Annotated in this window: 21 protein-coding genes; 14 read left to right on the top strand and 7 right to left on the bottom strand. The window is 70.7% G+C overall.

The window, feature by feature from the left end; all coding sequences use genetic code 11:
- Nucleotides 1-5 precede the first annotated feature (5 nt).
- Entirely contained in the window at nt 6-404 is a 399-nt protein-coding gene (pcaC, locus tag CEG14_RS10115; protein WP_094826247.1) for a 4-carboxymuconolactone decarboxylase, read from the bottom strand.
- A 135-nt stretch (nt 405-539) separates the two neighbouring features.
- Between pcaC and CEG14_RS10110 the strand changes: the two genes are divergently transcribed.
- Nucleotides 540-1,220, top strand: a complete 681-nt coding sequence (locus CEG14_RS10110; RefSeq protein WP_094826246.1) for a GntR family transcriptional regulator — start codon at nt 540-542, stop codon at nt 1,218-1,220.
- Between the two features lie 4 nt (nt 1,221-1,224).
- Here the strand turns inward: CEG14_RS10110 and CEG14_RS10105 are convergent, their stop codons facing one another.
- The 3 genes from CEG14_RS10105 to coxB are packed head-to-tail and all read right to left on the bottom strand — an operon-like array spanning nt 1,225 to nt 5,188.
- A complete protein-coding gene (locus CEG14_RS10105) occupies nt 1,225-1,578 on the bottom strand; it encodes a hypothetical protein (protein WP_094826245.1) in 354 nt (117 codons plus the stop codon).
- Nucleotides 1,575-4,130 (bottom strand): cbb3-type cytochrome c oxidase subunit I, encoded by a 2,556-nt coding sequence (locus CEG14_RS10100; RefSeq protein WP_094826244.1) that lies wholly within the window; start codon nt 4,128-4,130, stop codon nt 1,575-1,577. Before CEG14_RS10100 ends, CEG14_RS10105 begins: the two co-directional genes overlap by 4 nt.
- A gap of 50 nt (nt 4,131-4,180) precedes the next feature.
- The gene (gene coxB, locus CEG14_RS10095) at nt 4,181-5,188 is read right to left on the bottom strand and encodes a cytochrome c oxidase subunit II (RefSeq protein WP_256985629.1); all 1,008 of its coding nucleotides are present in this window, start codon (nt 5,186-5,188) and stop codon (nt 4,181-4,183) included.
- A 289-nt stretch (nt 5,189-5,477) separates the two neighbouring features.
- Between coxB and CEG14_RS10090 the strand changes: the two genes are divergently transcribed.
- The 3 genes from CEG14_RS10090 to CEG14_RS26590 all read left to right on the top strand — a co-directional run bounded on the left by CEG14_RS10090 (nt 5,478) and on the right by CEG14_RS26590 (nt 11,212).
- Nucleotides 5,478-5,825: a c-type cytochrome gene (locus tag CEG14_RS10090; RefSeq protein WP_094826243.1), complete on the top strand. Its 348-nt coding sequence runs from the start codon at nt 5,478-5,480 to the stop codon at nt 5,823-5,825.
- The gene (locus tag CEG14_RS10085) at nt 5,822-6,682 is read left to right on the top strand and encodes a c-type cytochrome (RefSeq protein WP_094826242.1); all 861 of its coding nucleotides are present in this window, start codon (nt 5,822-5,824) and stop codon (nt 6,680-6,682) included. Before CEG14_RS10090 ends, CEG14_RS10085 begins: the two co-directional genes overlap by 4 nt.
- Nucleotides 6,683-6,829: 147 nt before the next feature.
- Nucleotides 6,830-11,212, top strand: coding sequence for an ATP-binding protein (locus CEG14_RS26590; protein ID WP_256985628.1), 4,383 nt, complete (start codon nt 6,830-6,832; stop codon nt 11,210-11,212).
- Between the two features lie 147 nt (nt 11,213-11,359).
- On the opposite strand, the gene ligD is transcribed toward CEG14_RS26590, so the two are convergent.
- Entirely contained in the window at nt 11,360-13,978 is a 2,619-nt protein-coding gene (ligD, locus tag CEG14_RS10070; RefSeq protein ID WP_094826241.1) for a DNA ligase D, read from the bottom strand.
- A gap of 2 nt (nt 13,979-13,980) precedes the next feature.
- Nucleotides 13,981-14,979 carry a non-homologous end joining protein Ku gene (ku, locus tag CEG14_RS10065; RefSeq protein ID WP_094826240.1) on the bottom strand — a complete coding sequence of 333 codons (999 nt, stop codon included), beginning with the start codon at nt 14,977-14,979 and terminating at the stop codon, nt 13,981-13,983.
- A 94-nt stretch (nt 14,980-15,073) separates the two neighbouring features.
- On the opposite strand from ku, the gene CEG14_RS10060 reads away from it, so the two are divergent.
- Nucleotides 15,074-15,271, top strand: coding sequence for a hypothetical protein (locus CEG14_RS10060; protein ID WP_094826239.1), 198 nt, complete (start codon nt 15,074-15,076; stop codon nt 15,269-15,271).
- A 56-nt stretch (nt 15,272-15,327) separates the two neighbouring features.
- Here the strand turns inward: CEG14_RS10060 and CEG14_RS10055 are convergent, their stop codons facing one another.
- A complete protein-coding gene (locus tag CEG14_RS10055) occupies nt 15,328-16,218 on the bottom strand; it encodes a LysR family transcriptional regulator (protein ID WP_094826238.1) in 891 nt (296 codons plus the stop codon).
- A 95-nt stretch (nt 16,219-16,313) separates the two neighbouring features.
- Here CEG14_RS10055 and CEG14_RS10050 point away from each other — a divergent pair, with 95 nt between their 5' ends.
- From CEG14_RS10050 to CEG14_RS10010, 9 genes are all read left to right on the top strand, one after another.
- Nucleotides 16,314-17,411 (top strand): mandelate racemase/muconate lactonizing enzyme family protein, encoded by a 1,098-nt coding sequence (locus CEG14_RS10050; protein WP_094826237.1) that lies wholly within the window; start codon nt 16,314-16,316, stop codon nt 17,409-17,411.
- 45 nt (nt 17,412-17,456) lie between these two features.
- Nucleotides 17,457-18,452, top strand: a complete 996-nt coding sequence (locus tag CEG14_RS10045; RefSeq protein ID WP_094826236.1) for a Bug family tripartite tricarboxylate transporter substrate binding protein — start codon at nt 17,457-17,459, stop codon at nt 18,450-18,452.
- Nucleotides 18,453-18,641: 189 nt separating this feature from the next.
- Nucleotides 18,642-19,199, top strand: a complete 558-nt coding sequence (locus CEG14_RS10040; RefSeq protein WP_094826235.1) for a carboxymuconolactone decarboxylase family protein — start codon at nt 18,642-18,644, stop codon at nt 19,197-19,199.
- A gap of 11 nt (nt 19,200-19,210) precedes the next feature.
- Nucleotides 19,211-19,990, top strand: a complete 780-nt coding sequence (locus CEG14_RS10035; RefSeq protein ID WP_094826234.1) for an ABC transporter ATP-binding protein — start codon at nt 19,211-19,213, stop codon at nt 19,988-19,990.
- Nucleotides 19,987-20,847 carry an ABC transporter permease gene (locus CEG14_RS10030; protein ID WP_094826233.1) on the top strand — a complete coding sequence of 287 codons (861 nt, stop codon included), beginning with the start codon at nt 19,987-19,989 and terminating at the stop codon, nt 20,845-20,847. The genes CEG14_RS10035 and CEG14_RS10030 overlap by 4 nt, the downstream gene beginning before the upstream one ends.
- A gap of 9 nt (nt 20,848-20,856) precedes the next feature.
- On the top strand, nt 20,857-21,822 hold the full coding sequence (locus tag CEG14_RS10025) for an ABC transporter substrate-binding protein (RefSeq protein WP_094826232.1): 966 nt from the start codon (nt 20,857-20,859) through the stop codon (nt 21,820-21,822).
- A 166-nt stretch (nt 21,823-21,988) separates the two neighbouring features.
- Nucleotides 21,989-22,483 carry an RNA polymerase sigma factor gene (locus CEG14_RS10020; protein WP_094826231.1) on the top strand — a complete coding sequence of 165 codons (495 nt, stop codon included), beginning with the start codon at nt 21,989-21,991 and terminating at the stop codon, nt 22,481-22,483.
- On the top strand, nt 22,483-23,412 hold the full coding sequence (locus CEG14_RS10015; RefSeq protein WP_094826230.1) for a FecR family protein: 930 nt from the start codon (nt 22,483-22,485) through the stop codon (nt 23,410-23,412). The genes CEG14_RS10020 and CEG14_RS10015 overlap by 1 nt, the downstream gene beginning before the upstream one ends.
- 83 nt (nt 23,413-23,495) lie before the next feature.
- Nucleotides 23,496-26,048, top strand: a complete 2,553-nt coding sequence (locus tag CEG14_RS10010) for a TonB-dependent siderophore receptor (protein WP_094826229.1) — start codon at nt 23,496-23,498, stop codon at nt 26,046-26,048.
- Nucleotides 26,049-26,417 lie beyond the last annotated feature (369 nt).

Here is a 26,417-nt window from a genome sequence, read left to right as displayed (position 1 = left end):
TCCCGTCAGCGGTCCATTTCCTTGAACACCTCGGCCGCGACGCGGAACGAGTCGATGGCGGCCGGCACGCCGCAATAGATCGCGGTCTGCAGGAACACCTCCTTGATCTCATCGCGGGTCAGGCCGTTGTTGATGGCCCCGCGCACGTGCAGCTTGAGCTCGTGCGGACGGTTCAGCGCGGTGATCATGGCCAGGTTCAGGAACGAGCGGGTGCGGCGGTCCAGCCCCGGGCGGTTCCACACATCGCCCCAGCAGTACTGCGTGACCAGCTCCTGCATGTCGATGTTGAAGTCGGTGGCGTTCTGGATCGAGGCGTCGACATACTCGGCGCCCAGCACCTCGCGCCGGGTGGACAGGCCCTGGTCGAACAGGGCGGGATTCTTGGGGGCGTACGGACGGGTCATGAACTGCTCCTTTGTCTGAAAAGCATGGGATGAATACTAGTCTGATTGTCTGACAATCAGACCTGACGATATCCCGCATTGACCGGGTGCGGCACCCCGTTGTATGACAATCCGACTGTCGCCTAAAATCGCCGCATGACCGCCATCACCCGCATTTCCCGCGAAGAAACCTCCCTGCGCGAACGCGCCACCCAGGCGCTGCGCGGCGCCATCCTCGACGGCGTGTTCTCGCCCGGCCAGAAGCTCTCCGAGCGCGAGTTGTGCGAGCGGCTCGACGTCAGCCGCTCCTGTGTGCGCGAGTCGCTGCAGCACCTCCAGGCCGAGGGCCTGATCACGATCGTGCCGCACCGCGGCCCCGAGGTCACCACCATCACCCCGGCGGAGGTGCGCGACATCTATGCGGTGCGCGGCAGTCTCGAGACACTGGCCGTGCGAGGATTCGTGACCCAGGCCACCCCCGAACAGAAGCAGGCCTTGCGCCGCCACGTCGCGGCGCTCGCCGAGCCCGCCACCGCCCACGACCGCGCGGCCGTGCTCAACATCAAGAACCAGTTCTACGACGTGCTGATCGCCGGCTGTGGCAACTCCGTGGTCGGGCAGATGCTGCGCCAGCTCAACAACCGCGTCACGGTGCTGCGGCGCGTCTCCATGGCGCGCCCCGGCCGGCTGCCCGAAACGGTCAAGGAACTCGACGCGCTGGTGTCGGCCATCGAGGCCGGCGACGAGGAGACGGCGGCGCAGCGCTGCGCCGAGCACATCCGCAAGGCCGCCGCCAATGCCTTGCGCAACATGAGCGAGAGCGGCGAGGCCGCCTGAGCCCTCACAGGGCCGGGCCACAGGCCGGCACCCATAGCGCCGGCCAGGTTTCCCACACCACCGCCAGCGCCGACAGCGCCGCGAGCGCGCCGGCCAGCCAGCCCAGGAAGTCCGCCGCGCCGCGGGCCCGGAGCGCGCGCCGCGTGCGGCGCCACAGCCAACCCATCAGCAGCAGCACCAGCACGCTGACCGCCACGATCAGCCACGACGACAGCGGCAGGCCGGCCCAGCGCGCCTGCCACAGCCCGCGCGCGCATCCGAGCGCGTTGACGATGTAGATCGCGAAAAAATGGGCGAACCACAGCAGCGGCGCGGCCAGCACGCCGGCGAGGTGCCGCGCGGCGGGTCCGCGCGTCATGCGAGCCACCGCGGGAAGCCGTGCACCAGCGCCAGGCCGGCCAGTCCCTGCGCCGCGCTGTAGCCCGCGAACAGGCGCAGGGTGTCGAGGCTGGCGCGGCGGTCCGGCGCCAGCCTGCCCGCCAGCGCGCGCGCGCCAGCGAATGCGGCCAGATAGGCGGTGATCGCCGCGAAGATCGCCTGCAGGCCCGCCACCGCGTAGACCGAGGCGGCGTAGCCGCTGTCGTCCGGCCGCAGCCCCGCACGCCAGTGGCCCTCCAGCTCGACCCCGGCGCCGGCCAGCAGCGCCAGCGCCGCGCCGCCCACGCGCCAGGCCACGCCCACGCGCCAGGCCACGCCCGCGGCCGAGGCGCGCAGGCGGCGGCCCGCCGCCTCGCAGCCCACCACGCAGGCCAGCAGCAGCGCGGCCACCGTCCAGGCCCGGCCGGCGCCCGGCAGCCGGGCGGTCTCGAGCCAGCCGGGCGGCGCGGTGGTCCAGAGAAACAGGTACGAGAAGACCAGCGCGCCGAAGATGCTTGCGCACACAACCAGCAGGATCACCATGGCCCACCACGCATGCGAGCGGCTGCCGCTGCAGCTGACCGGCAGGCACAGGCCGGCGCCCACGTCCACCGGCGCGTGGACGGGCAGCGGCTCCGACTGCCACATCCAGATCCACATCATCACCAGCGCCAGCACCCCGCAGGCCGCGGCCGGCCAGGTCAGCTTGAAGGTGAGCAGCAGGAAAAAGCCCGCCGTGCCCAGCGCCGCGAACAGCGGCGACCAGCCCGGACCGGGCAGCTCCAGCACGTATTCCGGGCGCGCGTCCACGGCGCTGGTCACCAGCGTCGAGCGCCGCCCCGTGGGCGCGCCCGGCAGATAATGGGCGCCCGCCTCCACCTGCCCGGCCAGGCCGGGCTGGTCCCACAGCGGTTCGCGGCTGCGGACCTCGGGCTGGCTGCGCACGCCGTAGCTGTCGTTGGGCAGCCATTCCAGCGTGCCCGCGTTCCAGACGTTGCCGGCCTCGCTCGCCCCGCCGCCGAACACCGGCCGGAAGTTGCGCGCGAGGTCCACCAGAAACACCAGCACGCCCAGCGCCAGCAGCACGGCGCCCGCCGTGGACACCTGGTTGAGCAGGGTCCAGCCCTGGTTCTCCGCATAGGTGTAGACCCGCCGCGGCATGCCGGCCAGGCCGGTGAGATGCATCGGCAGGAAGGTGATGTTGAAGCCGGCGAAGATCAGCCAGAACGCCCAGCGTCCCAACCGGGGCGACAGCGGCCGGCGGCTCGAGAACGGCGCCCAGTAATAGAACGCGGCGAACAGCGGAAACACCATGCCGCCGAACAGCACGTAGTGCAGGTGCGCCACGACGAAGTAGCTGTCGTGCGCCTGCAGGTCGAACGGAATCACGGCGAGCATCACCCCCGTCAGCCCGCCCAGCACGAACACCACGAAAAAGCCCAGGATGAACAGCATCGGGGTCTGCAGCGGACGCAGCCGCGTGGCCGAGGCGATGGTGGCGATCCAGGCGAACACCTGCACGCCGGTCGGCACCGCCACCGCCATGCTGGCCGCCGAGGCGAAGCTCAGCGACAGCGCCGGGATGCCGGTGGCGAACATGTGGTGCACCCACAGCCCGAAGCTCACGAAGCCCGTGCCGACCACCGCCATCACCACCAGGCGGTAGCCCACCAGCGGCACGCCGCACATGGCCGGGATGATCATCGACACCATGCCGGCCGCGGGCAGGAAGATGATGTACACCTCCGGATGGCCGAAGAACCAGAACAGGTGCTGCCACAGCAGCGGATCGCCACCCTGCTCCGCCACGAAAAACGGCATGCCGAAGGCCCGCTCCAGCTCCAGCAGCAACGTGGCCACGATCACCGCGGGGAACGCGATCACCACCATGCCGCAGAACACCAGCATGACCCAGGCAAAGATCGGCATGCGATCCAGCCGCATGCCCGGCGCGCGGGTGCGCAGGATGCCGACCGCCAGTTCGATCGCCCCGGCGATGGCGGAGATCTCGATGAAGCCGATGCCCAGCAGCCAGAGGTCGGCATTGAGCGCCGGCGAATAGGTGGCGTTGGTGAGCGGCGGATACATGAACCAGCCGCCGTCCGGCGCCAGCCCGAAGAACAGGCTGCCGAAGAACACCAGGCCGCCCACGGCGTAAGCCCAATAGGCATAGGCGGACAGACGCGGGAACGGCAGGTCGCGCGCGCCCAGCATGTTGGGCAGCAGCAGCACCGCCACCGCCTCGACCGCCGGCACGGCAAACAGGAACATCATCACGGTGCCGTGCATCGTGAACAGCTGGTTGTACAGGCCGTGGCTGATCAGGTCGTTGTCCGGCACGGATAGTTGCGCGCGCATCAGCATCGCCAGCACGCCGGCCAGCACGAAAAACAGCAAGGCCGTGCCGATATAGAGCACGCCGATCGTGCTGTTGTTCACGTCGGACAGCAGCCGCCAGCCGCGCGGCGTGCGCCAGATGCGGGCGAGTTCCGGCTCCTCCCCGGCCGGGCGCGGCAGCGGATTCGGCAGCGCGGCGCCCCGCGCGGTGTCCATGTCTGCGGGCGGCGTGCCCGCGATGGGTGACGTCGCGGCGTCGGAGGGTGTCATTCGAGGCTGTCCAGGTAGGCCGCCAGCGCGAGCAGCGCGTCGCTGTCGAGCCGGTCGAAGGATGGCATGCGATTGCCCGGTTTGAGTTGCTGGCTCGCGGCGATCCAGCCTGCCAGCGTGCCGATGTTGTTGGGCAGGAGGCCGGCGCCCAGCGTCGGCCGGCTCGCCACGTGCGTGAGATCCGGCCCGTCGAGGACGCCCGCGGCGGCGGCACTGCGTCCGTCACTGCGTGCGCCACGGATGGCGTGACACGCCATGCAGTGGCGCTCGAACAGCGCCTGGCCGGCACGCAGCCGCGCGGTCGACGGCGCGCGCGCTGGCGCGGCCTGGCCGAGCGCCCACGCCGCATAGTCGTCGGGCGGGAGCGCCGCCACCGAGAAGCGCATGCGCGCGTGCTGCGCGCCGCAGAACTCCGCACAGACGCCGGCATAGGTGCCCGCCGCCTCGGCCCGCAGGTGCAGCGTGGTGGCTCGCCCCGGCACCATGTCGAGCTTGCCGGCCAGCTGCGGCACCCAGAAGCTGTGGATCACGTCGGCACTGCGCAGCGTGAAGCGCACCGGCTGCCCCACCGGGATGCGGATGTCGTTGGCCGTTTCGAACAGCAGCCGGCCGGTGGCGTCGGTATAGCGCACCCGCCACCACCACATCTCGCCGGTCACCTCGATGTGCACGCGCGCCTCGGCGCCGCCGCCGCGCCAGCCCGGGCCCAGCGTGTAGGCGAGCAAGGCGGTGAGCACGGTCACCGGGAACACGACCCCACCCGCCATCACCAGGGTGCGGCGCCCGAGGCCGCGCCGCAGCCGCGCCGGGCCCCACAGCGCCACGGCCAGCAAGCCCAGCGTGATCACGAAGATGACGAGCGCGCCCCAGGTCAGCAGCCAGGTGAGCTCGGCCGCGCGCGCCGCCACGTCACCGCGCGGATCCAGCACGGCGGCCGGCCCGCCCCAGGCGGGTGCGGGCAGCGCGGCAAACATGGCATCGCGGCGCAATCGGGAGCGGGGCAAGGGCGGTCCTGTCGGCATGGGACTTGCTGGCACGCAGGCCAGCCTGGCGTTACCTCAGCACGTGGCGTACCAGCCCGGCGCGAGGTCCGCCCCCTCAAGCAGAACAGGACACGCCGTGGCCCGACGCCCTACCCGCCCATGCGACTCGTGCCCGCCCGACCGAAGGGCGGCACCGCGCTGGGCGGCATTCCGGTGGGCGGCACCCCGCTGGGCGGCACCCCGCGGCGCGGCCAGTCGTCTGGCGACCCCGCGCCTTTCGCCCCGCCACTGGGCCGGCGCATTCATCCTGATGCTGGGCGGTTGCGGCCCCGCCCCGGCGCCGCTCGCGCCCTATCCCGACGCGTCGGCCCTGCCCGGCGCCGACGTCGAACGTGGCAGGCAATGGGTGGCCCAGGCCGGCTGCGCGGCCTGTCACAGCGTGCCGGGCGTGCGCTCGGCGCGGGCGCAGGTCGGCCCGCCGCTGCACGACCTCCATCGCCGGGTGTACCTGGGCGGCGTGCTGCCCAACACCCCGGAGAACCTGGTGCGCTGGCTGGCCGATCCGCGCGCGCATGACGCCGCCACGGCCATGCCGGCCGTCGGCCTCACGCCGCAACAGGCGCGCGACATCGCGGCCTACCTGTTGGCGCAGCCATGACGCCAGCCGCCTCCGGCAAGCGCCTGCGCATCGTGATCGCCACGCTGGCGTGCGCGGGCCTGCTCGCCGCCGTGGCCACCGCCCTCCTCGTCTACGCCGGCGTCTACGACATCAGCGCCACCCGTCCGCACACCGCCCCCGTGCATCGCACGCTGGAGCTCGCGCTGGAACGCGCGGTGCGCGTGCGCGCCGCCGACATCGCCGCGCCCGCGCTCGACGCCGCCCGCGCCACGCGCGGCGAAGCGATCTACCGCCAGCATTGCGTGCAGTGCCACGGCGCGCCGGGCGAGGCGCCGCAGCCTTTTGCGCTGGGCCTGAACCCGGCGCCGCCACCGTTGGTGGAAAGCCGCCGGCACTGGTCGGCCGCCGAACTCTTCTGGATCGTCCGCCACGGCATCAAGATGACCGGCATGCCCGCCTGGCAATACCGGCTGGCCGACGAAGAGATCTGGGACGTGGTGGCGTTTCTGGCGGTAATGCCGGAGATCGCGCCGGCCGACTGGCAAGCTCGGCCGCCCTCGCCGCCCCGCCCGGTTGCGCCCGCAACGGCTGCTGCCGCGGCGCCGCGTGCAGCCGACCCGCGCGCCGGGCGCGCCGCCATGCAGCAATACCTGTGCGCCACCTGCCACACCATTCCCGGCGTGACGGGCGCCCGCAATCAGGTCGGCCCCCCGCTGGGCGGTCTGGCCACTCGCGGCTTCCTGGCCGGCCGCCTGCCCAATACGGCCGAAAACCTGGCCGCGTGGCTGCGCGAGCCGCAGCGCCATGCGCCCGGCAGTGCGATGCCCGACCTGCACGTCTCGGAGCAGGATGCGCGCGATATGGCCGCCTTCCTGTACACCCTCGTCGAGGACTAGACGCTTGCGCGCGCAACCGTCATTCATGGACGCCTAATGTCAAGAATCGTTTCATTGACTCCGACCCCAAAAAGTCCCGGCTCGGATGTAATAGACACACCTTCAGCCCTTCGAGGCGGCGCCTTGCATGCCGTCCTGCACTCGCCCATGGAACAACCGGCGTCCGCCTGCCTCAGCGCCTCCGTACCCAATGCCGATCCCGCCGCGTTTCTTGCGGGAGGCGGCGAAACGGGTGCGGTGATGCGTGCGTTCGACTGGGCCGCCACCGAGCTGGGCGACCCCGCAGGCTGGCCGCAGAGCCTGAAGACCGCCATCCGCATCATGCTGAGTTCGCGCCAGCCGATCTGGATCGGCTGGGGCCCGCAATTCCGCGTGCTCTACAACGACGCCTACCTGCCCATCATCGGCGGGCGCCATCCGCAGGCCATCGGCCGCCCGACGCACGAGGTCTGGCACGAGATCTGGGACTACGTGCAGACCCTGCTGCACCGCGCCGTCACCCGCACCGAGGGCACCTACGAGGAGCAGATGCTCCTCATCATGGAGCGCAACGGCTACCCCGAGGAAACCTACTACACCTTCTCCTACACGCCGCTGCCCAACGACGACGGCAGCGTCGGCGGCATCATCTGCGCCAACAGCGACGAGACCCAGCGCGTGATCGCGGACCGCCAGCTCAAGGCCCTGCGCGAGCTGGCCGCCGCGATGCCGCAGGCGGCCGACTGGCGCGAAGCCTGCGCCCTGAGCGCCCGCGCGCTGGCCGCCGATCCGCAGGACGTGGTGTTCGGCCTGGTGTACGCCATCGAGCCCGATGCCCGCGAGGCCGAGCTGGTGGGCGTGTGCGGCGCGGCGCCGGACGATGCGGTGGCACCGCGCCGACTGCCGCTCGACGGCGCCGTATGGCCCTGCGCCGAGGCCCTGCGCGCCGGCGTCCCGCTGCTGCTGGACGATCTCGCCGCGCGTTTCGGCGGCGCCTTGCCGCCAAACGTGTGGCAGCGCCCCGCCACCCGCGCCGCGCTGGTGCCGATCGCGCCCTCCAGCGAGGGCGAGCCGGCCTGCGTGCTGGTCGTCGGGCTCAATCCGCTGCGGCTGTATGGCGCCGACTACCAGGAGTTTCTCGAGCTCGCGGCGACGCAGATCGGCGCGTCGCTGCGCTACGCCCGCGCCTACGAACAGGAGCGCCGCCGCGCCCAGGCCCTGGCCGAGATCGACAGCGCCAAGACGGCCTTCTTCTCCAACATCAGCCACGAGTTCCGCACCCCGCTCACGCTCATGCTGGCCCCGCTCGAAGACCTGTTGCAGTCGGCCGGGCTGGCCGCCGACCAGCAGGCCGCGCTGGAGCTGGCCCAGCGCAACGGGCTGCGCCTGCTCAAGCTCGTCAACACGCTGCTCGACTTCTCGCGGCTGGAGGCGGGCCGGGTCCGGGTGGACCCGCACCCCACCGACATCGCCGCCCTCACGGCCGATCTGGCCTCGCTGTTCCGCTCGACGCTCGAGCGCGCCGGCCTGACGCTGGACATCGATTGCCCCACGCCCACGCGCGCCGTCATGCTCGACCGCGACATGTGGGAGAAGATCGTGCTCAACCTCATGTCGAACGCCTACAAGTTCACCTATGAGGGCGGCGTGCACGTGAGCGTGCGCGAAACCCCCGACGGCCATGCGGAGGTGCGCATCGCGGACAGCGGCGTGGGCATCGGCGCCGACGACCTGCCGCGCATCTTCGATCGCTTCCACCAGGTGGCCGGTGTCGCCGGCCGCAGCATCGAAGGCAGCGGCATCGGACTGGCGTTGGTGCAGGAATTCGTGCAGCTGCAGGGCGGCACCGTCCGCGTCGAGAGCGAGGCCAACCGCGGCACCGTCTTCATCCTGCGGCTGCCGCTGGGGCCGTCGCTCGAAACGGCGCAGCGCCAGGCCGCCCTCACCTCGCCCGCGCTGGCCCGGGCCTATCTCGACGGCGCCGACACGCCGCAGCTGACCCTGCCGATCGAAACGCCGCAGCATCCGCAGAGCGGCCGCGTGCTCGTGGTGGACGACAACGACGACATGCGGGCCTACATCGGCCGCATCCTGGCGGCGGCGGGCTATCAGGTCGACAGCGCCGCCGACGGCCGCGACGCCCTGCTGCGCGCGCGTGCGCGCCGGCCCGACCTGGTGCTGTCCGACGTGATGATGCCCCACCTCGACGGCTTCGGCCTGCTGGCCGCGCTGCGCGCCGATCCGGGCTTGAGCACCGTGCCGGTGCTGCTGGTATCGGCGCGCGCCGGCGAGGAGGCCTCGGTCGAAGGCCTGGGCGCGGGTGCCGACGATTACCTGACCAAGCCGTTCTCCGCCCGCGAGCTGCTGGCGCGGGTGAGCGGCAACCTGCGCCTGAACCAGCTGCGCCAGGAGACCGCGCGCCGCCTCGCCGAAGAGGCGCGCACGCTGGAGATCCTGAATCACGTGGGCGCCGTGGTCGCGGCCGAACTCGACATGACGCAGGCCGTGCAGGCGGTGGTGCGCGCCGCCAGCGACCTGACCGGCGCGGCGCTCGCGCTGCTCACCTATCCGGCCGATCCGGCCGGCGGACCGATGGCCGGGCCGCGCGTGGCCGTGGCCGGCGATACCGCACCGCTGACCGCGGGTGACCTGCGTCGCATCGCCGCCTGGCCGACCGGCGTGGGCGTGCTGCGGCAGGACGATCTGCGCAGCCAGGGCCTCATCCTGCCCGGCCTGGGCCATGCGCCCGCGCGCAGCTACCTCTCGGCGCCGGTGCGCGGCCGCGATGGTGTGTTGCTCGGCCACCTCTATCTCGTGCATCCCGAGCCGCGCGTGTTTGACGACCGCGCGGAGCGGCTGACGATCGGCATCGTGGCGCAGGCCGCGCTCGCCATCGACAACGCCACCTTGTTCCAGGCGGCGCAGCGCGAGATCGCCGAACGCGGCCAGGCCCAGGCCGCGCTGCGCGAGCTGAACGACAGTCTCGAACGGCGCGTCAACGACGCCGTGTCCGACCGCGAACGGCTCTGGACCTACAGCGAAGACCTGCTGCTGATGGCCGATGGCGACGGCCGGCTGCAACGTCTGAGTCCGTCATGGACGCGCCGCCTCGGGCACGCCGAGCCGGCCCTGTTGCACCAGTCCTATTGCACCCTCATCCATCCCGACGACGTGGCAGCGGCGCAGGAGATGTTTGCCCGGTTGCGCGCCGGCGCCGGCAGCCAGCGCGGCGAGCACCGCCTGCGCACGGCCGACGCGCAGTGGCGCTGGGTGGCCTGGACCTGGTCGCATGATCCGGCCTCCGACTGCATTCACGGCGTGGGGCGCGACATCACGGCCGACAAGGCCCAGGCCGCGGCGTTGCAGCAGGCCGAAGAGGCGTTGCGCATGTCGCAGAAGATGGAGGCCGTGGGCCAGCTCACCGGCGGCGTCGCCCACGACTTCAACAACCTGCTGCAGGTGATCAGCGGCAATCTGCAATTGATGGAGCGCGACCTGGCCGACCCGGACCGCGCGCGCCAGCGCCTGCAGCGCGCCCTGGCCGGCGTCGACCGCGGCTCGCGCCTGGCGGCCCAGCTGCTGGCCTTCGGCCGGCGCCAGCCGCTCGCGCCCAAGACCCTGCATCTGGGCCGTTTCCTGCGCGATTTCGACGAGATGCTGCGGCGCGCGGTGGGCGAAGGCGTGGAGCTGGCCACCATCGTGCCGGGCACCCTGGGCCATGCGCTGGTCGACCCGAACCAGATGGAAAACGCCCTGCTCAACCTGGCCATCAACGCACGCGATGCCATGCAGGGTCACGGCCGCCTCACGCTGGCCGCCGCCAACACCGAACTCGATGCGCAGCAGCTGCGCCACGATCCCGACGTCCAGCCCGGCCGCTATGTGATGCTCTCCGTCAGCGACACGGGCTGTGGCATGGACGAGCAGACCCGCCAGCGCGTGTTCGAGCCCTTCTTCACCACCAAGCCCGAGGGCCAGGGCACGGGGCTGGGCCTGAGCATGGTCTACGGCTTCGTGCGCCAGTCGGGCGGCCACGTTTCGATCGAGAGCGAGCCCGGCCGCGGCACCACCGTACGGCTCTACCTGCCGTGCGTGGCCCAGCCCGAGCCCGAGGTGGCCGCGCCCCTGGTGGAGGAATCGCCGCGCGGGCAGGAGACGGTGCTGGTGGTGGAAGATGACGATGACGTACGCGCGACCGTGGTCGAGCTGTTGGGCGGCCTGGGTTATCGCATGCTGGCGGCGCGCGACGCCCACGCCGCCTTCCGCCTGATCGAGGACGGCGCCGAGGTCGACCTGCTGTTCACCGATGTCGTGATGCCGGGCCCGATGCGCAGCCCCGAGCTCGCCCGGCTCGCCTGCGCACGGCTGCCGCGCCTGGCGGTGCTGTTCACCTCAGGCTATGCCGACGACGCCATCGTGCACGACGGCCGGCTCGACGAGGGCGTGCAGCTGCTGTCCAAGCCGTACACCGCCGCGACGCTGGCCAAGCGCGTGCGCGCCGTACTCGACGCCCGCCCCGCCGCCCGCGGCGCGCGTCCGGCCGTGACGTGAGCAAGGAGCTGGGGGAGCGTCACACGCTGGCCGGCGCGAGCCGGCTGCACAAGCCCTGCGCGGCGGACGACCTGGCGCGCGTGCTGGCCACGGCCGGCGTGATCGGCGGGCGCTGAAACCGGGCCCGGCAGCGAGCGGGCCCGGCGCTCATCCCAGGGTCTTGAGCGCCTGCGCCAGCGGCTGCGGCGCGTAGTCGTCCCAGGGCGCGTCGCCCACGTCCAGGCGCTCGTGGATGTTGCGCACGTTCCACTGGTCGCCGCGCTTGACCCGGTCGAGCTCGTCCCACGCCAGCGGCACCGAGACGCCCAGTCCGGGGCGCGCCCGCGCCGACCAGGCCGCCACGGTGGTCGCGCCGCGGCCATTGCGCAGATAGTCGACGAAGATCTTGCCCACACGATTGCGCGGGCCGCTCTTGGCCACGAAGCGATCGGGCAGCGTGGCAGCGAGGTGCCGCACGATGGCCTGCGCGCCGCCCTTGACCGTATCCCAGTCGAGCTGCCGGCGCAGCGGCACGACCACGTGCAAGCCCTTGCCCCCGCTGGTCTTGAGCCACGAGGCCAGGCCCAGCTCGGTGAGCAGCACCCGCAGCAGCTGCGCGCCCTCGACCACCGTCGGCCACGTCACGCCTTCGCCCGGATCCAGGTCGAACACGATGCGGTCGGGCTTCTCGATGGCATCCTTGTGCGCGTTCCAGGTGTGGAATTCCACCACGTTCATCTGCACCGCCGACATCAGCGCCTCGGCGCTGGCCACCTCCAGCAGTGGCGGGTGGCCCGGGTCGAGTTTGGGCAGCGTCACCACGCCGGGCATCGCATGCTCGAGGTGTTTCTGGAAGAACATCTGCTTGCCCACGCCCTGCGGCGCGCGCAGGAACGCGACCGGCCGCCCCGCCAGGTGCGGCAGCATGAGCGGCGCCACCAGCGCGTAGTAGCGCGCCAGGTCGAGCTTGGTCGCGCCGGACTCGGTGTCGATGACGCGCTCCGGGTGCGTCAGGCGGCCCGGCTTGACCCGGCTGGCGGCCGCGCCGCCCGCCGCCCGCGCGGGCTGCGCACCGGCCTCGGCCTTGCCGGCATCGGCTTTTCCCGCCTTGCCCTGGCGGCCCTTGCGAGCCGGCGCCGCGTGCTCCGCCCGCCGGCCCGCGCTGCCGTCGTCGGCGCCGCGTTCGGCACCGCCCGCGCCGCGCTCGGGCTCCTCGCGCACGATGGCGCGTGCCGGCTTGTCCTCGCGCAGGCCGCGGAACACGGAATGGCGCACGTGGCCCGCGCCGGTCCATTCGCCGAACGACACCTCGGCCACCAGTTTCGGTTCGACCCAATGCGCCTTGCGACCGACCTTCTGGCCCGCGGCGAGCGGGCTGTCGTCGCGCCTGAGCTTGTCCAGCTTGCGCGTGAGCTCGGCGAGCAAGGCATCGTCGAAGCCCGTGCCCACATTGCCGGCGTAGCGCAGTTCACCCTTGTCGTCATGCACCGCCAGCAGCAGCGAGCCCAGGCCGACGCGGCTGCCCTGCGGCTCGGTATAGCCCACGATCACGAACTCCTGGCGCCGCGCGCACTTCAGCTTGATCCAGCTGTCGCTGCGGCGTGACACATACGGGGCATCGCGGCGCTTGCCGATGATGCCCTCGAGTCCCATGCGGCAGGCCGAGGCCACCAGGTCGGCCGCCGGCTTGTCGAAGCTGGCCGAGAAACGCACGGGGTCCTCGGCGTCGTGCAGCACCGTCTCGAGCACCTGGCGCCGCACGCTAAGCGGGGCCGAGCGCAGGTCGCGCCCCGTGACATAAGGCAGGTCGAAGACGTAGAAGAGGATCCGCTCGGCGCGTTCCTGGTCGAAGGCGTTCTGCAGCAGCTGGAAGCTCGGATTGCCATCGTCGGCGAGCACCACGATTTCGCCATCGAACCACGCATCCTTCACGCGCAACGATTCCAGCGCGCGCGCGAGCTGCGGCATGCGCGCCGTCCAGTCGTGGCCGTTGCGGGTGTAGAGCGTGGCGCGCCCCTCCTCCAGCCGCGCCAGGATCCGGTAGCCGTCGAACTTGAGCTCGTAGACCCAGTCTTCGCTGTCGTGCGGCGCGCGCTCGACCAGCGTCGCGAGCTGGGGCGAGAAGCGCGCGGGCAGCGGCGCGGCCTCGCCTGGCAGCGCCGGGGTCTCGTCGGCGGGCGGCGCCATCGCGCGGGTGGCGCGCGCGCGGCCCCGGGCCGGCGCCTTCTTCGCCGCCTGGCTGCGCAAGGGCACCACGCTGTCCGGCGCCTCGTCCACCACGCTGAAATCGGCCTCGGCGCGCGCCTCGGCGTCTTTCTCCTTGATGAGCAGCCAGGGCTGCTGCTTCTCGCCGCGGCCCTTCATGCGCACCAGCGCCCAGCGGCCGCGCAGCTTGGCGCCGTGCAGCTCGAACTTCAGGTGGCCGTCGCGATACCCTTTGCGCGGGTCCGTCAGCGGCGTCCAGTGGCCCTCGTCCCAGATGATGACCTTGCCCGCGCCGTACTGCCCGGCGGGGATCTCGCCCTCGAACTGGTTGTACGCGATCGGATGGTCTTCCACCTGCACCGCCATGCGCTTGACCGTGGGATCGAACGACGGGCCCTTGGGCACCGCCCAGCTTTTCATGGCGCCGTCGAGCTCGAGCCGGAAGTCGTAATGCAGCCGGCTCGCCCAGTGCTTCTGCACCACGAACGCGAGCGCCTCGGGATTTTCCTCGCCACCCGATTCGGGCTCCGAGGTCACGGAGAAATTACGCTTCTGCCGGTAGGTCTTGAGCGAGTCGGCCATGGTCAGGCCGCCTTGCGCGAACGCGCGTCAGCCCCGCTGCGGGAGGCGCGCTTGGCCGCGGTCTTGGTCGTTTTGGTCGTTTTGGTCGTCTTGGTGGTCTTGGCGGCGCGCTTGGCCGACTTCGCGGGCGTCTTGGGCGCACTGCTCTTGCCGGCCGCGCCGTCCGCCTTGTCGGCCGCACCGTTGCTGCTGCCCTTGGACGCGCCGCCGCGGCCCTTGAGGCTGCGCTGCAGCAGCTCCGTCAGGTCGATCACGTTGTCGCCCTGGCTCGGCGCCTCTTCCTCGGGCTCCCACACCGTCTTGGCCTTGCCGGCCTTGGCCTTCTTCTCGACCAGGCCCATGATGGCGTCCTTGAACTCATCCTTGAAGTCGTCGGGATTCCACGGCGCGCTCATGTCCTCGACCAGCATCTTCGCCATCTTGATCTCGCTGGCGCTGGGCGCGCTGGTCTTGCCGGTGGGCAGGTCGAGCTCGCCCATGTCCTTGACCTCGTCGCCCCAGCGCATCAGGTCCAGCACGAGGCCGTCGCCCGACGGGATCAGGGCCGCGAGATGCTGCTTGGTCTGGATCACCACGCGCGCGATGCCGATCTTGCCGGTCTTGACCAGGGTGTCGCGCAGCAGCGCATACACCTTCTGCCCTTTGTTGATCGGCGCCAGATAGTAGGGCCGCTCGAGATACAGGAACGGCACCTCGGACGCGTCGACGAATCGGTCGATCTCGATGGTCTGGGTGGTGCGCGGATAGGCCTGGGCGATCTCATCCGGCGAGATCACCACGTACTTGCCATCGGCGTATTCCACGCCCTTGACGATGTTCTCGCGGTCGATCTCGCGCCCGGTGCGCTTGTTCACGCGCTTGTATCCCACCGGATCCATGGTGCGCTTGTCGAGCCAGTCGAAGTCGACACCCGATTCGGTGGTGGCCGTGTGCAGCCCCACCGGGATGTGCACCAGGCCGAAGGAAATCGCCCCTTTCCAGATCGTTCGTGTGGATGCCATGATGTCTCCTGCAACGCGTTGCGGGCGAGCCGCCATGTCCCGCCCGACCCGATCGCGCAGCAAATTCCATACCCGCCCGTCGAGAGGAGCCCAGATGATCGTCGAAGTCTTCCAGCATACCGACGGCCAGTGGTCGTTTCGCAGCATCGCCACCCTGGGCGTGCAGGAGGATCGCGGCCGCTACCCCACCGCCGAAGCGGCGCGCGACGCGGCCCGCATCGCCTGGCCCGACCAATCGCCCCACATCGTCGCCCCCGAAGACGACCCGTCGCGGCGCCTGCCGCCGGGCTGAACCGCCGCCGCGCGCGCGGCCGACCCGGCGGCGCCGCGCGCACCCGGGGTCGCGACTCAGCGCACCTGCGCCGCAGCCACCAGCCCCGCGCGCAGGGCCTCGGCCGCCTCGCTCATGGCGCGGTCGCGCGGCCAGACCAGCGTGAGCGCCGGGTCGTCGAGCGCGAGCAGATGGCGGGTGGCCAGCCCGAGCCGCTCGGCGTAGCGCGCGCCCAGGCTCTCCACGATCGCCACCCCCAGGCCTTCGGCCGCGAGCGCGCAGGCCGCCGACGACTGCGCGACCTCGATCAGGGGGTGATACGGCAGCTTGCGCGCCTCCAGCGCGTGGCGGGTCGCACGGCCGGCCGGCAAGGCGGTGGCCAGCACGATGGGGCCGTCGGCCGCCACCCGCGCCAGCGTCAGGCGCCCCACGCGTGCGTAGGGGTGGTCGGGCCGATAGACCGCGTGCAGGGCAAGCGGCGCGAGCCGCTGGCTCGCCACGCGCTCGGTCTCCGGATGCGAGCCCACCATGATGCCGAGGTCGATGCGGTGATCGGCCGCCATCTCGATCAGCTCCAGCGCGGTGCCGGCGCGCACCGTGACGGCCACCGCCGGATGCGCCCGGCGCATGGCGGCAAGGGCCGGCGGCAACAGGCTGGACGCCGCGATCGCCACCGCGCCGACCGCCAGCCGCGCCTGCGCGCCCTGGCGGATGTCGTGGGCGAGACGATCCACCGACTCCATGCCCGCCAGCGCGTTCAACACCTCGGGGATCAGCGCGCGGCCCTGGCTCGTGAGCGCGAGCCGCCGGTGTTCGCGGCTGAACAGCGCGAAGCCGAGCCGGGTGTCCAGGTCGCGCAGCAAGGCGCTGGCGGCCGGCTGCGTCATGCCGATGGCGCTGGCGGCGGCGGTGACGGTGCCGTGCTGGTACATCGCGCGCAGCAGCGTGAGTTCGCGTCGATTCAGCATATGAAATCCGTATGGAATCAGTCAATCTATCTATTTGACCATATGAAGGGCCGGTTGCCACAATCGCAGCGACTCCACTCTCACGCCCCGCTCGCATGGCCGCCAACACCCTCGCTTCCGTCACCTGCATCCCGATGCGCCTGCCGTTCCATCACTGGAATCCGCCGCCGCTGTTCGCCGGCCGCCCGCGCGACAAGCTCGACAGCGCGCTGGTGCGCGTCCAGACCGAAGACGGCACCGTGGCCTGGGGCGAGTCGTACTGCGTGGAGCCGCGCGCCCTGCCCGCGATCTTCGAAACCCTGATCGCGCCGCTCGCGTGCGGCAAGGACGGCGACGACGCGTCGCTGCTGCCCGGCATGCAGCGCATCCTGCACAACCTCGGCCGCTCCGGGCCGGTCGTGCATGCGCTGGCGGGCCTGGACATCGCGCTGTGGGACCTGCGCGCCAAGCGCGCCGGCGTGCCGCTGTACGCCCTGCTGGGCGGCAAGCGGCGCGACAGCGTGCGCGTCTACGCCTCGCTGCTGCAGTACTACGGCAGCGCGGAACGGCTCGACGCCGTCACCACCCAGGCGCTCGGCGAGGGCTACACCGAGATCAAGCTGCACGAGCGCACCGCGGCCGCGCTGGCCGCGACCCGCCGCGCCACCGGCCCCGGCGTGCCGATCATGGTCGACACCAACTGCGCCTGGCTGCCCGACCAGGCCGGCGCCGAGATCGCGGCCATGGCGCCGCACGATCCGTTCTGGGTCGAAGAACCGCTGTGGCCGCCGGAAGACGACCAGGCCCTGGCCCGCCTGAAAGCGCAGTGCGGCATCGCGCTCGCGGTGGGAGAGAACGCGAGCTGCGCCTATGCGCTGCAGCGCATGATCGACACGCAGGCGGTCGACTACATCCAGCCCAGCGTCATCAAGCTGGGCCTGACCGCCGCCTGGGACCTGGCGCGCCGTTGCGAGGGCACGCCCGTGGTCTGCGCCCCGCAGGTCGCCTTCTTCGGCCCCGGCTTCCTGGCCAGCCTGCACCTGATCGCGGCGCAGGCCCGGGAGGTCTCGCTCGAACGCCTCTACGTGGCGCTGGCCCATGTGCCGTACGGCCGCAGCGTGCCGATCGAAAACGGCAGGCTGCAAGTGCCCGACACGCCCGGCCTGGGCGCGGATCCCGAGGCAGCGCTCGCCGAAGGCCGCTATCGCGACTAACCGCACCGCAGAAAACCATCCGATAAAAACACTGGAGAAGACACCATGCACGCCAACCGTCGGCAATTCCTCACCCGCAGCGGCGCCCTGTTCGCGGCCGCGGCCGCCCCTTGGGCCTGGCCCGGCAGCGCGCTGGCCGCCGGCTACCCGGACAAGCCCGTGCGCCTGTACGTGCCCTACCCGCCCGGCGCCGCCACCGACACCCTGGGCCGCATGGCCGGACAGGCCTGGGCCGAGGCCCTGGGCCAGCCCTTCGTGATCGAGAATCGCGGCGGCGGCGGCACCACCATCGGCACGCGCGCGGTGGCCACGGCCGCGCCCGATGGCTACACGGTCGGCATCGTCGACTCGAGCTTCACCATCAATCCCGGCCTGCTGGGCGCGCGCCTGCCCTATGACGCGCTGAAAGATTTCGCGCCGATCTCGCTGATGGCCACCGCGCCCTTCGTGATGGTGGTGCACCCCTCCGTGAAGGCGCAGAACCTGGCCGAATTCCTCGCCCTGGCCAAGGCCCAGCCCGGCAGCCTGTCGTTCGGCTCGGCCGGCGTGGGCAGCGCCCCGCACCTGGCCGGCGAGCAGTTGCGCCAACAGGGCGGCGTGCAGCTGCTGCACGTGCCTTACCGTGGCGGCGGCACGGTCTTCACCGACCTCCTGGGCGGGCAGGTGCAGTTCGCGTTCGCCACCGTGCCGTCGATGGCCGAGCACATCAAGGGCGGCAAACTGCGCGCGCTGGCCGTCACCAGCAAACAGCGCGTCGCCCAGCTGCCCGACGTGCCGACCTTCACCGAGGCCGGCCTGCCGGGCGTGGACATCTCCCCGCTGTTCGGCCTGATCGCCCCGGCCGCCGTGCCCGAGGCCATCGTCAACCAGCTCTCCGAAACCCTGGCCAGGTCGGTCAAGGGTGGCGCCCTGCGCGACAAGCTCGCGGGGCTCGGCTTCGAGCCCGTGGGCAGCACCCCGGCCGAGTTCGCCGCGCGCATCCGCGCCGACGTGGCCAAATGGACCGAGGTGATCCAGCGCGGCGGCATCAGGGCCGAGTGAGCCAGATCGTTGCATGCGCAAGCAACAGGGGCGTGCCGGCGTGCACGCCCCGCATAAAGCTTGGATCGGGGGTTTCGACCCCGCTTAATCACCAGAACGCATATCGATACAAGGGATCGGTCGTTCGTTCCCGCGCGCGACAGGCATAGGATGAGCGCCTGCCTGTCACCTCTTTGCTGGAAACGCGTCTTGTCCCGCCTCGCTCCGATCGATCCCGCCACGCTGGATCCCGCCACTGCCTCCCTCCTCGACAACCTGCTGACCGAATACGGCCCGTACGCGAACATGCTCAATGCGTTCGCACCGCGCCCGCCGGCACTGAAGCACCTGTTCTCGTACCTGGTGCAGTCGCGCAAGGACGGCCTGATCTCGCCGCGCCACCTCGAGATCGCCCTGCTGACGGCCTCCAAGGCCCATGCCTGCCACTACTGCGTGGCGCTGCACACGCCCAAGCTGGCCTCGCACGGCATCTCGCAGGAAGCCATCGACCACCTGCTCGAGCCCGAGGTCCCCGGCCTCGACGAACACGACCTCGTGGTGCGTGACTACGCCGTGCTGGTCACGCTCACGCCCAACCGCGTCACCGATGCCTTCTACGCCCGCCTGCAGCGCTTCTACAGCGAAGAGCAGATCGTGGAGCTGACGATCCGCATCGCGCTGTGCAGCTTCTTCAAGCGCTTCAACGAAGCGCTGGACGTGGCCGCCGAGGACGTGGTCGCGTTCGAGCTCGAACACGGCGAACACTGAGCGGGCCGTTCATGTCCGTCGCTACGCCCAAGCTGGAGATCCGCAACCTCTCCAAGCGGTTCCATACGCCGAAGGGCACGGTCAACGTGCTCGACGACATCAGCATCAATGCCGCCGCCGGCGAATTCGTCAGCATCATCGGCCCGTCGGGCTGCGGCAAGTCGACGCTGTTCAACATCCTGACCGGCCTGCTCGAACACGACAGCGGCACGATCCTGCTCGACGGCAAGCCGCAGACCAATCTGCGCGGCCGCGTCGGCTACATGCTGCAGCGCGACCTGCTCATGCCCTGGCGCACGGTGCTCGATAACGTGCTGGTCGGCCTCGAGCTGCGCGGCACGCCGCGCGCCGAGTCGGTCGAACTGGCCCGCGAATACCTGCACACCTTCGGCCTGCTGCCGTTCCAGGACAGCTATCCCAAGGCGCTGTCGGGCGGCATGCGCCAGCGCGCCGCGCTCGCGCGCACGCTGCTGCCCGATCCCGACATCCTGCTGCTCGACGAGCCGTTCTCGGCGCTCGACTACCAGACCCGCCTGTTCCTCGAAGGCATGCTGGCCGACACGGTCACGCAGAAGGGCAAGACCGTGATCCTGGTCACGCACGACATCGACGAGGCGATCGCGCTGTCCGAACGCATCTTCGTCCTGAGCGCGCGCCCCGGCCGCCTCAAGAGCGAGCATCGCATCACGCTCGACACGCGCTCGCCGCTGGAGGCGCGCCACGACAGCCGCTTCTCCGCCTATTTCGACCTGCTCTGCCAGGAACTCGACATTCAGACCGCCCACGCATGAGCCAGTCTTCCTCCTCCGCCACCGTGGCCGCCCCGGCGCCCGCGGATTCGGCTCCCGTTCCCGCCCTCGCCCGCGCGCCGCGCCTGCCGCCCGTGTGGCTGGCGCAGCTCCTCATCGTGGTGCTGCTTTTCGCCGCCTGGGAGTTCGCGGTGCGCCAGGGCGCGGTCTCCGCCTTCCTGTTCGGTTCGCCCAGCGGCACCGCCCAGGCCGCCTGGAACCTGATCGTCTCGGGCGAGCTCTGGGTGCATGCCAACTACACGCTGTGGGCCTCGGCCGCCGGCTTCGTGGTGGGCACCGTGATCGGCACCATTCCCGGCCTCGCGCTCTGGTACTCGCCCTATGGCGCCAAGGTGGTGGAGCCGTTCCTGGTCGCGATCAACAGCGTGCCCAAGATCGCGTTCGCGCCGCTCGTGATCCTGTGGTTCGGCACCGGCGTGATCTCCAAGGTCGCGCTGTCGGTCTCGCTCACCGCGATCGTGGCGCTGCTGGCCGCGTTCCAGGCCGCCAAGGACGCCGATCCCGACATCCAGCGCATGCTGGTCTCGCTGGGCGCGACCAAGCGCCAGATCTTCACCAAGGTCGTGGTGCCGTCGGCCACGCCCTACATCATCAGCACCTTCCGCATCAACATCGGCTTCGCCCTGGTGGGCACGGTGGTGGGCGAATTCATTTCCTCCAAGTACGGCCTCGGCCACGTGATCTTCGTGGCCTCGTCGCTCTATGACCTGAACACGGTCTGGGTAGGAATCTTCTCGTTGATGGCACTGGGCTTCGTGCTCTACGCCGGCGTGGACGTCGCGGAAAAGCGGTTGCTGCGCTGGAAAGACCAGACCTACGCCACGAACTTCAAACTCTGATAGACGCACATGACTCGCAAAACCACCCTGCGCCTGGCCGCCGCCGCGGCCTGCCTCCTCAGCGCTTCGGCCTGGGCCAATGACAAGGCCGTCGTGTCGGCCGCCTTCAAGTCGGTGTTCTACCTGCCGGTGTATTTCGCCGAGGAACACGGCTACTTCAAGGACGAAGGCCTGGACGTGCGGATCGACGTGGCCTCCTCGTCGACCAACGCGCTGGCCGCCGTGATCTCCAAGAGCGCCGACTTCTCGCTGCACGGCCCCGAATGGACCGCGATTTCGTTCGGCCGCGGCGCCCCGGTCAAGGTGGTGGGCGGCACGCTCAACCGCCTCGGCGTGTGGCTCACCTGCAAGTCGTCCTTCACGTTCGACGGCTTCAAGAGCCTGAAGGGCGCGAAGATCTCGACCGGCGCCATGCCGACCACCAGCACCTCGGCCTTCCTCAAGCTGGTGAAGAACGCGGGCCTGGATCCCAAGAAAGACCTGGACCTGCTCGAAGTGCCGCTCGGCAACGAGGTCGGTCCGCTGAGCTCGGGCCAGGCCGATTGCGCCGTGCTGTACGAACCGGGCGCCTCGCAGGCCGAAGCCCAGGGCTTCAAGGTGGTGTCGGCATTCTCGCGCGAGATCGGCCCCTACACGTTCTCGGCCATCTCGACCCGCCAGGACATCGAGCCCGCCGTCTCGCGCAAGTTCGTCTCCGGCATCGATCGCGCGCTGAAGGCGATCCACAAGGATCCGGAAGCGGCGGTCAAGAGCGGCCTGAAGCTGTTCCCCAACCTCGATCCCGCCGTGGTGCGCGCCTCGGTGCTGCGCCTCATCAACGACGGCGTGTTCGCCGACTCGGTGGCGCTGCCGCCGCAATCGCTCAACGATGCGCTGCAGACCCAGGTGGACCTGGGCAACCTCAAGGCCATCCCGACCGATCCCAAGTGGCTCGATCTCGGCTGGTCCAACGAGATCGCCAAGAAGACCTACTGATCGCCGCCGCGGGCACGCCCGCGCTGCATCCCGCCACGGGCGGCTTTCGCGAGAGAGCTGCCCGTGTCTTTTGGCGCCGGCGCCACGGCGCGCGCGACGCCGGCTTCCATCAAGAACGTTTCTCATTATAATTTGCCGTTTTCCGCTTCCCGCTACGCCGCCGCTCATGAAACTGGCCGACACCGTCGTCGACCACTACCGCGAACTGGTCGATTTTCTGTCGCGCCGCACCGGCGCGCGCGACAGCGCGCACGACTGCGCCCAGGAAACCTGGCTCAGGCTCGCCTCCGCCCGCACGCTCAAGGCGCCGGTGGAGAACCTGCGCGCCTATGTCTTCCAGGTGGCGGCCAACATCGCCGTCGACATGCAGCGGCGCCAGGCGGCCGACCAGCGGCGCATCGAACACTACGCCAGCCACCAGTTGCCCGACGCGAGCGCCCCCGACACCTGCGAGGTCGCGGCCCTGCGCCAGGTGATCGCCCGTCTCGAACGGGCCATCCTGGCGCAGCCGCTGCGCACGCGCCAGATTTTCCTGCTGCACAAGATCGACGGCCAGAGTCACGCCGAGATCGCGGGCCAGCTCGGTGTCAGCGTCAAGACCGTCGAGAAGCACATGACGCGCGTGCTGCTGGCGTGCCGCCAGGCCACCCTGGAGCTGTGATGGATCCGGTCGAGACATCCGCGGCCCGCTGGGTCGTGCGCCGCAACGGCGCCTCGTGCGAAGACGTGCCCGACGGCCGCTTCGAGCGCTGGTATCGCGCCGACCCCGGCCACGCAGCCTGTTATGACGCGGCCGCCGCGCTGTGGCGGCAGATGAACGGCATCGACGGCGACGCGCTGCGCGTCGATGTGCAGCGCGGCCTGGGCCGGCGCGCGCAGCGCCACCGCACCCTCGCGGCCCTCACGCTGGCGGCCTGTGCCGCCGGCCTGGGCAGCTGGCTCTGGATGGCCGCGCCGTCCGGCGAACTGGCCAGCGCGACCGGCGAGATCCGCAGCCTCACGCTCGCCGACGGCAGCCGCGTGCTGCTGGACGCCGAGTCCGCCATCCGCACCCGCTTCGAGGGCGCGCGGCGCGAGGTCGTTCTCGTGCGCGGCCGCGCCCGCTTCGACGTCGCGCCCGACCCGGCGCGCCCCTTCGTGGTCAGCACGCCGCAGGCGCGCGCCACCGCGCTGGGCACCCGCTACGACGTCAGCGTGCTGAACCCGGCCGCCACCGTGGTCTCGGTGCTGGAGCATCGCGTGCGCATCGATTGCGTGGTCTGCGCGGCCGGCACGCCGCCCCAGGAGCTCAGTCAGGCGCAGCGCGCGCTGGTCGGCCCGCCGGGCATCTCCGTCGCCGCGTTCGACCCGGCCCAGGCGTCGAGCTGGACCCAGCGCCAACTGCTGCTGCGCGACGTGACGCTGGCGCAGGCCGTGGCCGAGCTGGCGCGCTACACCGGCGTGCGCGCCTGGATCAGCGACGCGGCCGGCGCGCGGCGGGTCTCGGCGGTGGTGTCTGCCGAACGGCCGGATGCGTTGCGCCAGCTGGTCGAAGGCGCCGGCGCGCGGCTGCGCCAGGCCGGCAACTGGGCCTGGATCTCCGCCGACTGAAAAAAAAGTGGCGAAGGGGGGTAGGGTCGCGCCGCGCCGGGTGCGTCTTACCGGTATATCCCCTCCCTCCACAGCGAGTCTCCATGCCCTTCCCCGCCCGCCCCCTGCCCTCCCGGCCGCGCGCCCTCGCGCTGGCCATCGCCTTGCTGGCCTGCTCGCCCCTGGCCCATGCGCAGGAACAGCCCGCCGCCGTTGCCGCTTCCGCCGCCCGCCCCGTGTCGGTGGCCGCCCAGCCGCTCGACGCGGCCTTGCTCGAGCTCGGCCGGCAGTTGGGCGTGCAGGTCAGTTTCGGCGCCGAGCTCACGCGCGGCCGCGCGGCGCCCGCGCTGCAGGGCACCTACACGCCGGCCGAGGCGCTCGACCGCCTGCTGGCCGGCGCGCCGTTGGTGTGGCGCGCCAACGGCCCTGGCGCGTTCCTGATCGAGGCCGGCGCGGAATCGGCTGCGGCGCCGCGCGCGCTCGACACCGTGGTGGTCGTGGGCGGCTACACGCCGACCACCATCAGCGAGCTGCCGCGCACCGTCTGGTACGTGACCGAGGAACAGATCGAAACCCAGGCCAAGGGCGGGGCCAGCCTCTCCGAAATCCTGGGCAGCCTCGTGCCCAGCCTGGACCTGGGATCGCAGAGCCGCACCAATTACTCGCAGAACATGCGCGGGCGCAGCGCCCAGATCATGATCGACGGCGTGTCGCTGAACTCGATGCGCAACATCAGCCGCCAGTTCGACTCGATCTCGCCGTTCAACATCGAGCGCATCGAGGTGCTGTCCGGCGCCAGCTCGGTGTATGGCGGCGGCGCCACCGGCGGCATCATCAACATCATCACCAAGCGCGGCGCGCCGGGCCCGGCGCAGTTCACGACCGAGATCGCCGGGCGCAGCGGCTTCGAGGCCAGCGACGACCTGGACTGGCGCCTGGCCCAGTCGATCTCGGGCGGCAGCGAGACGGTGTTCGGCCGGCTGGCCGTGGCCTACGCCCAGAACGGCGCGGCCTATGACGCGGGCGGCCGCCAGGTGATTCCCGACACCACCCAGACCGACATGCAGTACAACCGCTCGCTCGACCTGTCGGGCACGCTGGATCTGCAACTGGCCTCGAACCAGACGGTGAAGCTGCTGGCACAGCACTACACCTCGGAGTTCCATCCGGGCAAGGCCTTGTACCTGGGCGAGAACCTGAGCGGCTCCGTGCCGGTCGCCGGCGCACCCGACCCCGAGCAGCTCGACATCCGCCACGGCTTCACCTCCGACGTGAAGCCCTCGACGGAACGCAGCATGCTGCTGGCCGACTACGCCGCGCAGGACGTGCTGGGAGGCCAGGAGCTCTACGCACAGGCCTATTGGCGGCGCGAGAAGCTCGACTTCTATCCCTTCCCGAACCAGTTCTCCTACAACGACGGCACCTGCGCCGGCAGCGCCAACTGCAAGCGCGGCCGCTACTACGGCGCGTCGCAGCAGAACACCGACAGCTGGGGCCTGAAGACCGCGCTTACCAAAGACTGGGACGTGCTCAAGCTCACCTATGGACTGGAATACAGCCACGAGAAGTTCAACGGCGGCACCGCCTACTTCGACTGGAACCGCGCGGTGAGCTCGGGCGGGCTGGACTTCGACAACCTGGCCAACCTGCAGCGCTACCCCGACTACCAGGCCGACACCTGGGCCGCCTTCCTGCAGGCCGACTGGCGCATGACCGATGCGCTCACCCTGAGCGGCGGCGTGCGGCAGCAGCACAACAAGGTCGATCTGGCCGACTTCGTGCCGGTCTCGCAGCAGATCCTCATGCGCAACGGCCTGGGCACGAGCGCGGATCGCATTCCCGGCGGCACCAACAGCTACGACACCACGCTGTTGAACGCGGGCCTGCTGTGGAAGATCGACGCGCGCCAGCAGACCTGGCTCAACTACTCCGAGGGCTTCTCGCTGGTGGACGTGGGCAAGTACTACGGCAACGGCACCTACCGCCTGCAGGGCGGCGCCGGCGGCAACTGGCAGTTGCTCAACGCGGTGACCATCGAGGGCTCGGAGCTGGCCAACGTGAAGACGCGCCAGGTCGAACTGGGCTGGCGCGGCGAGTATGGCAAGCTGAGCGTGCAGACCGCCGCCTTCTATGCCTGGTCGGACAAGGCGCTCGTGATCGAGCCGATCTCGCTTTCGGTGGGCCTGGCCCAGAGCAAGGTGCGCAACTACGGCCTCGAAGGCCAGATCAACTACGACTTCACGCCCAACTGGAGCGCCGGCGCGAACTGGCTGGCGATCAAGTCGGAGCAGCAGGATGCGCAGGGAGAATGGCGCAAGCAGACCGTGACGCTCGCCAGCCCGTCGAAGGCCTCGCTCTACGGCGGCTGGAAGTCCGGTCCGACCTCGCTGCGGCTGCAGGCCAACCGCAATTTCGATCTGTCGGATGGCGACGGCAACCGCATCGAGGGCTACCTGACCTTCGACCTCTTCGGCAGCTACGACATGAAGCAGGCCGGCACCCTGAGTTTCGGCGTGCAGAACCTCTTCGATCGCCGCTACCAGACCACGTGGAGCCAGCGCGCGCAGATCCTGTACGCAGGCCTGATGACGCCCGAGTCGCTCCAGTTCAACGGCCGCGGCCGCACGTTCGGCCTGGCCTACACGCTGCGCTACTGAAGCCGCAGGCGGGCCGCGGCGATACCAAGGTATACGCCGCACATACCACGCGAGCGGCCCGCCGCGCGCCTGCGCTTCCTATAATGACGCCACCCCGACAACCTTTACGAGATCAACGTGGACAACGACGGATGTCGCCGACCGACGGCGGCACGCGCCGCTTGACGCAGGATCCACGCCAGTCACCGGCTGCCGTCTCCTGCGCTTGAGCAGGAGACGCCGGACCGGCACCCTCGCAGGCCCTCGCCTGCATCTGCCGCCGACGTAACCGGGCATTCCTCGGAATGCCTCCCCTCGCCCATGCCCGCATGGCGCGAGCGGCGCCGTGCCGCCCCTCGAAGCCGACCCGCGCGTCCTCCAACCGGAGAC

Origin of the sequence: Bordetella genomosp. 1, assembly GCF_002261335.1 — a bacterium.
Classification (GTDB): Bacteria; Pseudomonadota; Gammaproteobacteria; order Burkholderiales; family Burkholderiaceae_B; genus Bordetella.
Note: the sequence above shows the minus strand (reverse complement) of the source record. Positions and strands in the feature narration are given on the sequence as shown.

Excerpts from the sequence above, each read along its gene's own strand:
- pcaC (WP_094826247.1), bottom strand. The coding sequence starts at position 404 with ATGACCCGTCCGTACGCCCCCAAGAATCCCGCCCTGTTCGACCAGGGC.
- CEG14_RS10110 (WP_094826246.1), top strand. The coding sequence starts at position 540 with ATGACCGCCATCACCCGCATTTCCCGCGAAGAAACCTCCCTGCGCGAA.
- CEG14_RS10105 (WP_094826245.1), bottom strand. The coding sequence starts at position 1,578 with ATGACGCGCGGACCCGCCGCGCGGCACCTCGCCGGCGTGCTGGCCGCG.
- CEG14_RS10100 (WP_094826244.1), bottom strand. The coding sequence starts at position 4,130 with ATGGACACCGCGCGGGGCGCCGCGCTGCCGAATCCGCTGCCGCGCCCG.
- CEG14_RS10090 (WP_094826243.1), top strand. The coding sequence starts at position 5,478 with ATGCTGGGCGGTTGCGGCCCCGCCCCGGCGCCGCTCGCGCCCTATCCC.
- CEG14_RS10085 (WP_094826242.1), top strand. The coding sequence starts at position 5,822 with ATGACGCCAGCCGCCTCCGGCAAGCGCCTGCGCATCGTGATCGCCACG.
- CEG14_RS26590 (WP_256985628.1), top strand. The coding sequence starts at position 6,830 with ATGGAACAACCGGCGTCCGCCTGCCTCAGCGCCTCCGTACCCAATGCC.
- ligD (WP_094826241.1), bottom strand. The coding sequence starts at position 13,978 with ATGGCCGACTCGCTCAAGACCTACCGGCAGAAGCGTAATTTCTCCGTG.
- ku (WP_094826240.1), bottom strand. The coding sequence starts at position 14,979 with ATGGCATCCACACGAACGATCTGGAAAGGGGCGATTTCCTTCGGCCTG.
- CEG14_RS10060 (WP_094826239.1), top strand. The coding sequence starts at position 15,074 with ATGATCGTCGAAGTCTTCCAGCATACCGACGGCCAGTGGTCGTTTCGC.
- CEG14_RS10055 (WP_094826238.1), bottom strand. The coding sequence starts at position 16,218 with ATGCTGAATCGACGCGAACTCACGCTGCTGCGCGCGATGTACCAGCAC.
- CEG14_RS10050 (WP_094826237.1), top strand. The coding sequence starts at position 16,314 with ATGGCCGCCAACACCCTCGCTTCCGTCACCTGCATCCCGATGCGCCTG.
- CEG14_RS10045 (WP_094826236.1), top strand. The coding sequence starts at position 17,457 with ATGCACGCCAACCGTCGGCAATTCCTCACCCGCAGCGGCGCCCTGTTC.
- CEG14_RS10035 (WP_094826234.1), top strand. The coding sequence starts at position 19,211 with ATGTCCGTCGCTACGCCCAAGCTGGAGATCCGCAACCTCTCCAAGCGG.
- CEG14_RS10030 (WP_094826233.1), top strand. The coding sequence starts at position 19,987 with ATGAGCCAGTCTTCCTCCTCCGCCACCGTGGCCGCCCCGGCGCCCGCG.
- CEG14_RS10025 (WP_094826232.1), top strand. The coding sequence starts at position 20,857 with ATGACTCGCAAAACCACCCTGCGCCTGGCCGCCGCCGCGGCCTGCCTC.
- CEG14_RS10020 (WP_094826231.1), top strand. The coding sequence starts at position 21,989 with ATGAAACTGGCCGACACCGTCGTCGACCACTACCGCGAACTGGTCGAT.
- CEG14_RS10015 (WP_094826230.1), top strand. The coding sequence starts at position 22,483 with ATGGATCCGGTCGAGACATCCGCGGCCCGCTGGGTCGTGCGCCGCAAC.
- CEG14_RS10010 (WP_094826229.1), top strand. The coding sequence starts at position 23,496 with ATGCCCTTCCCCGCCCGCCCCCTGCCCTCCCGGCCGCGCGCCCTCGCG.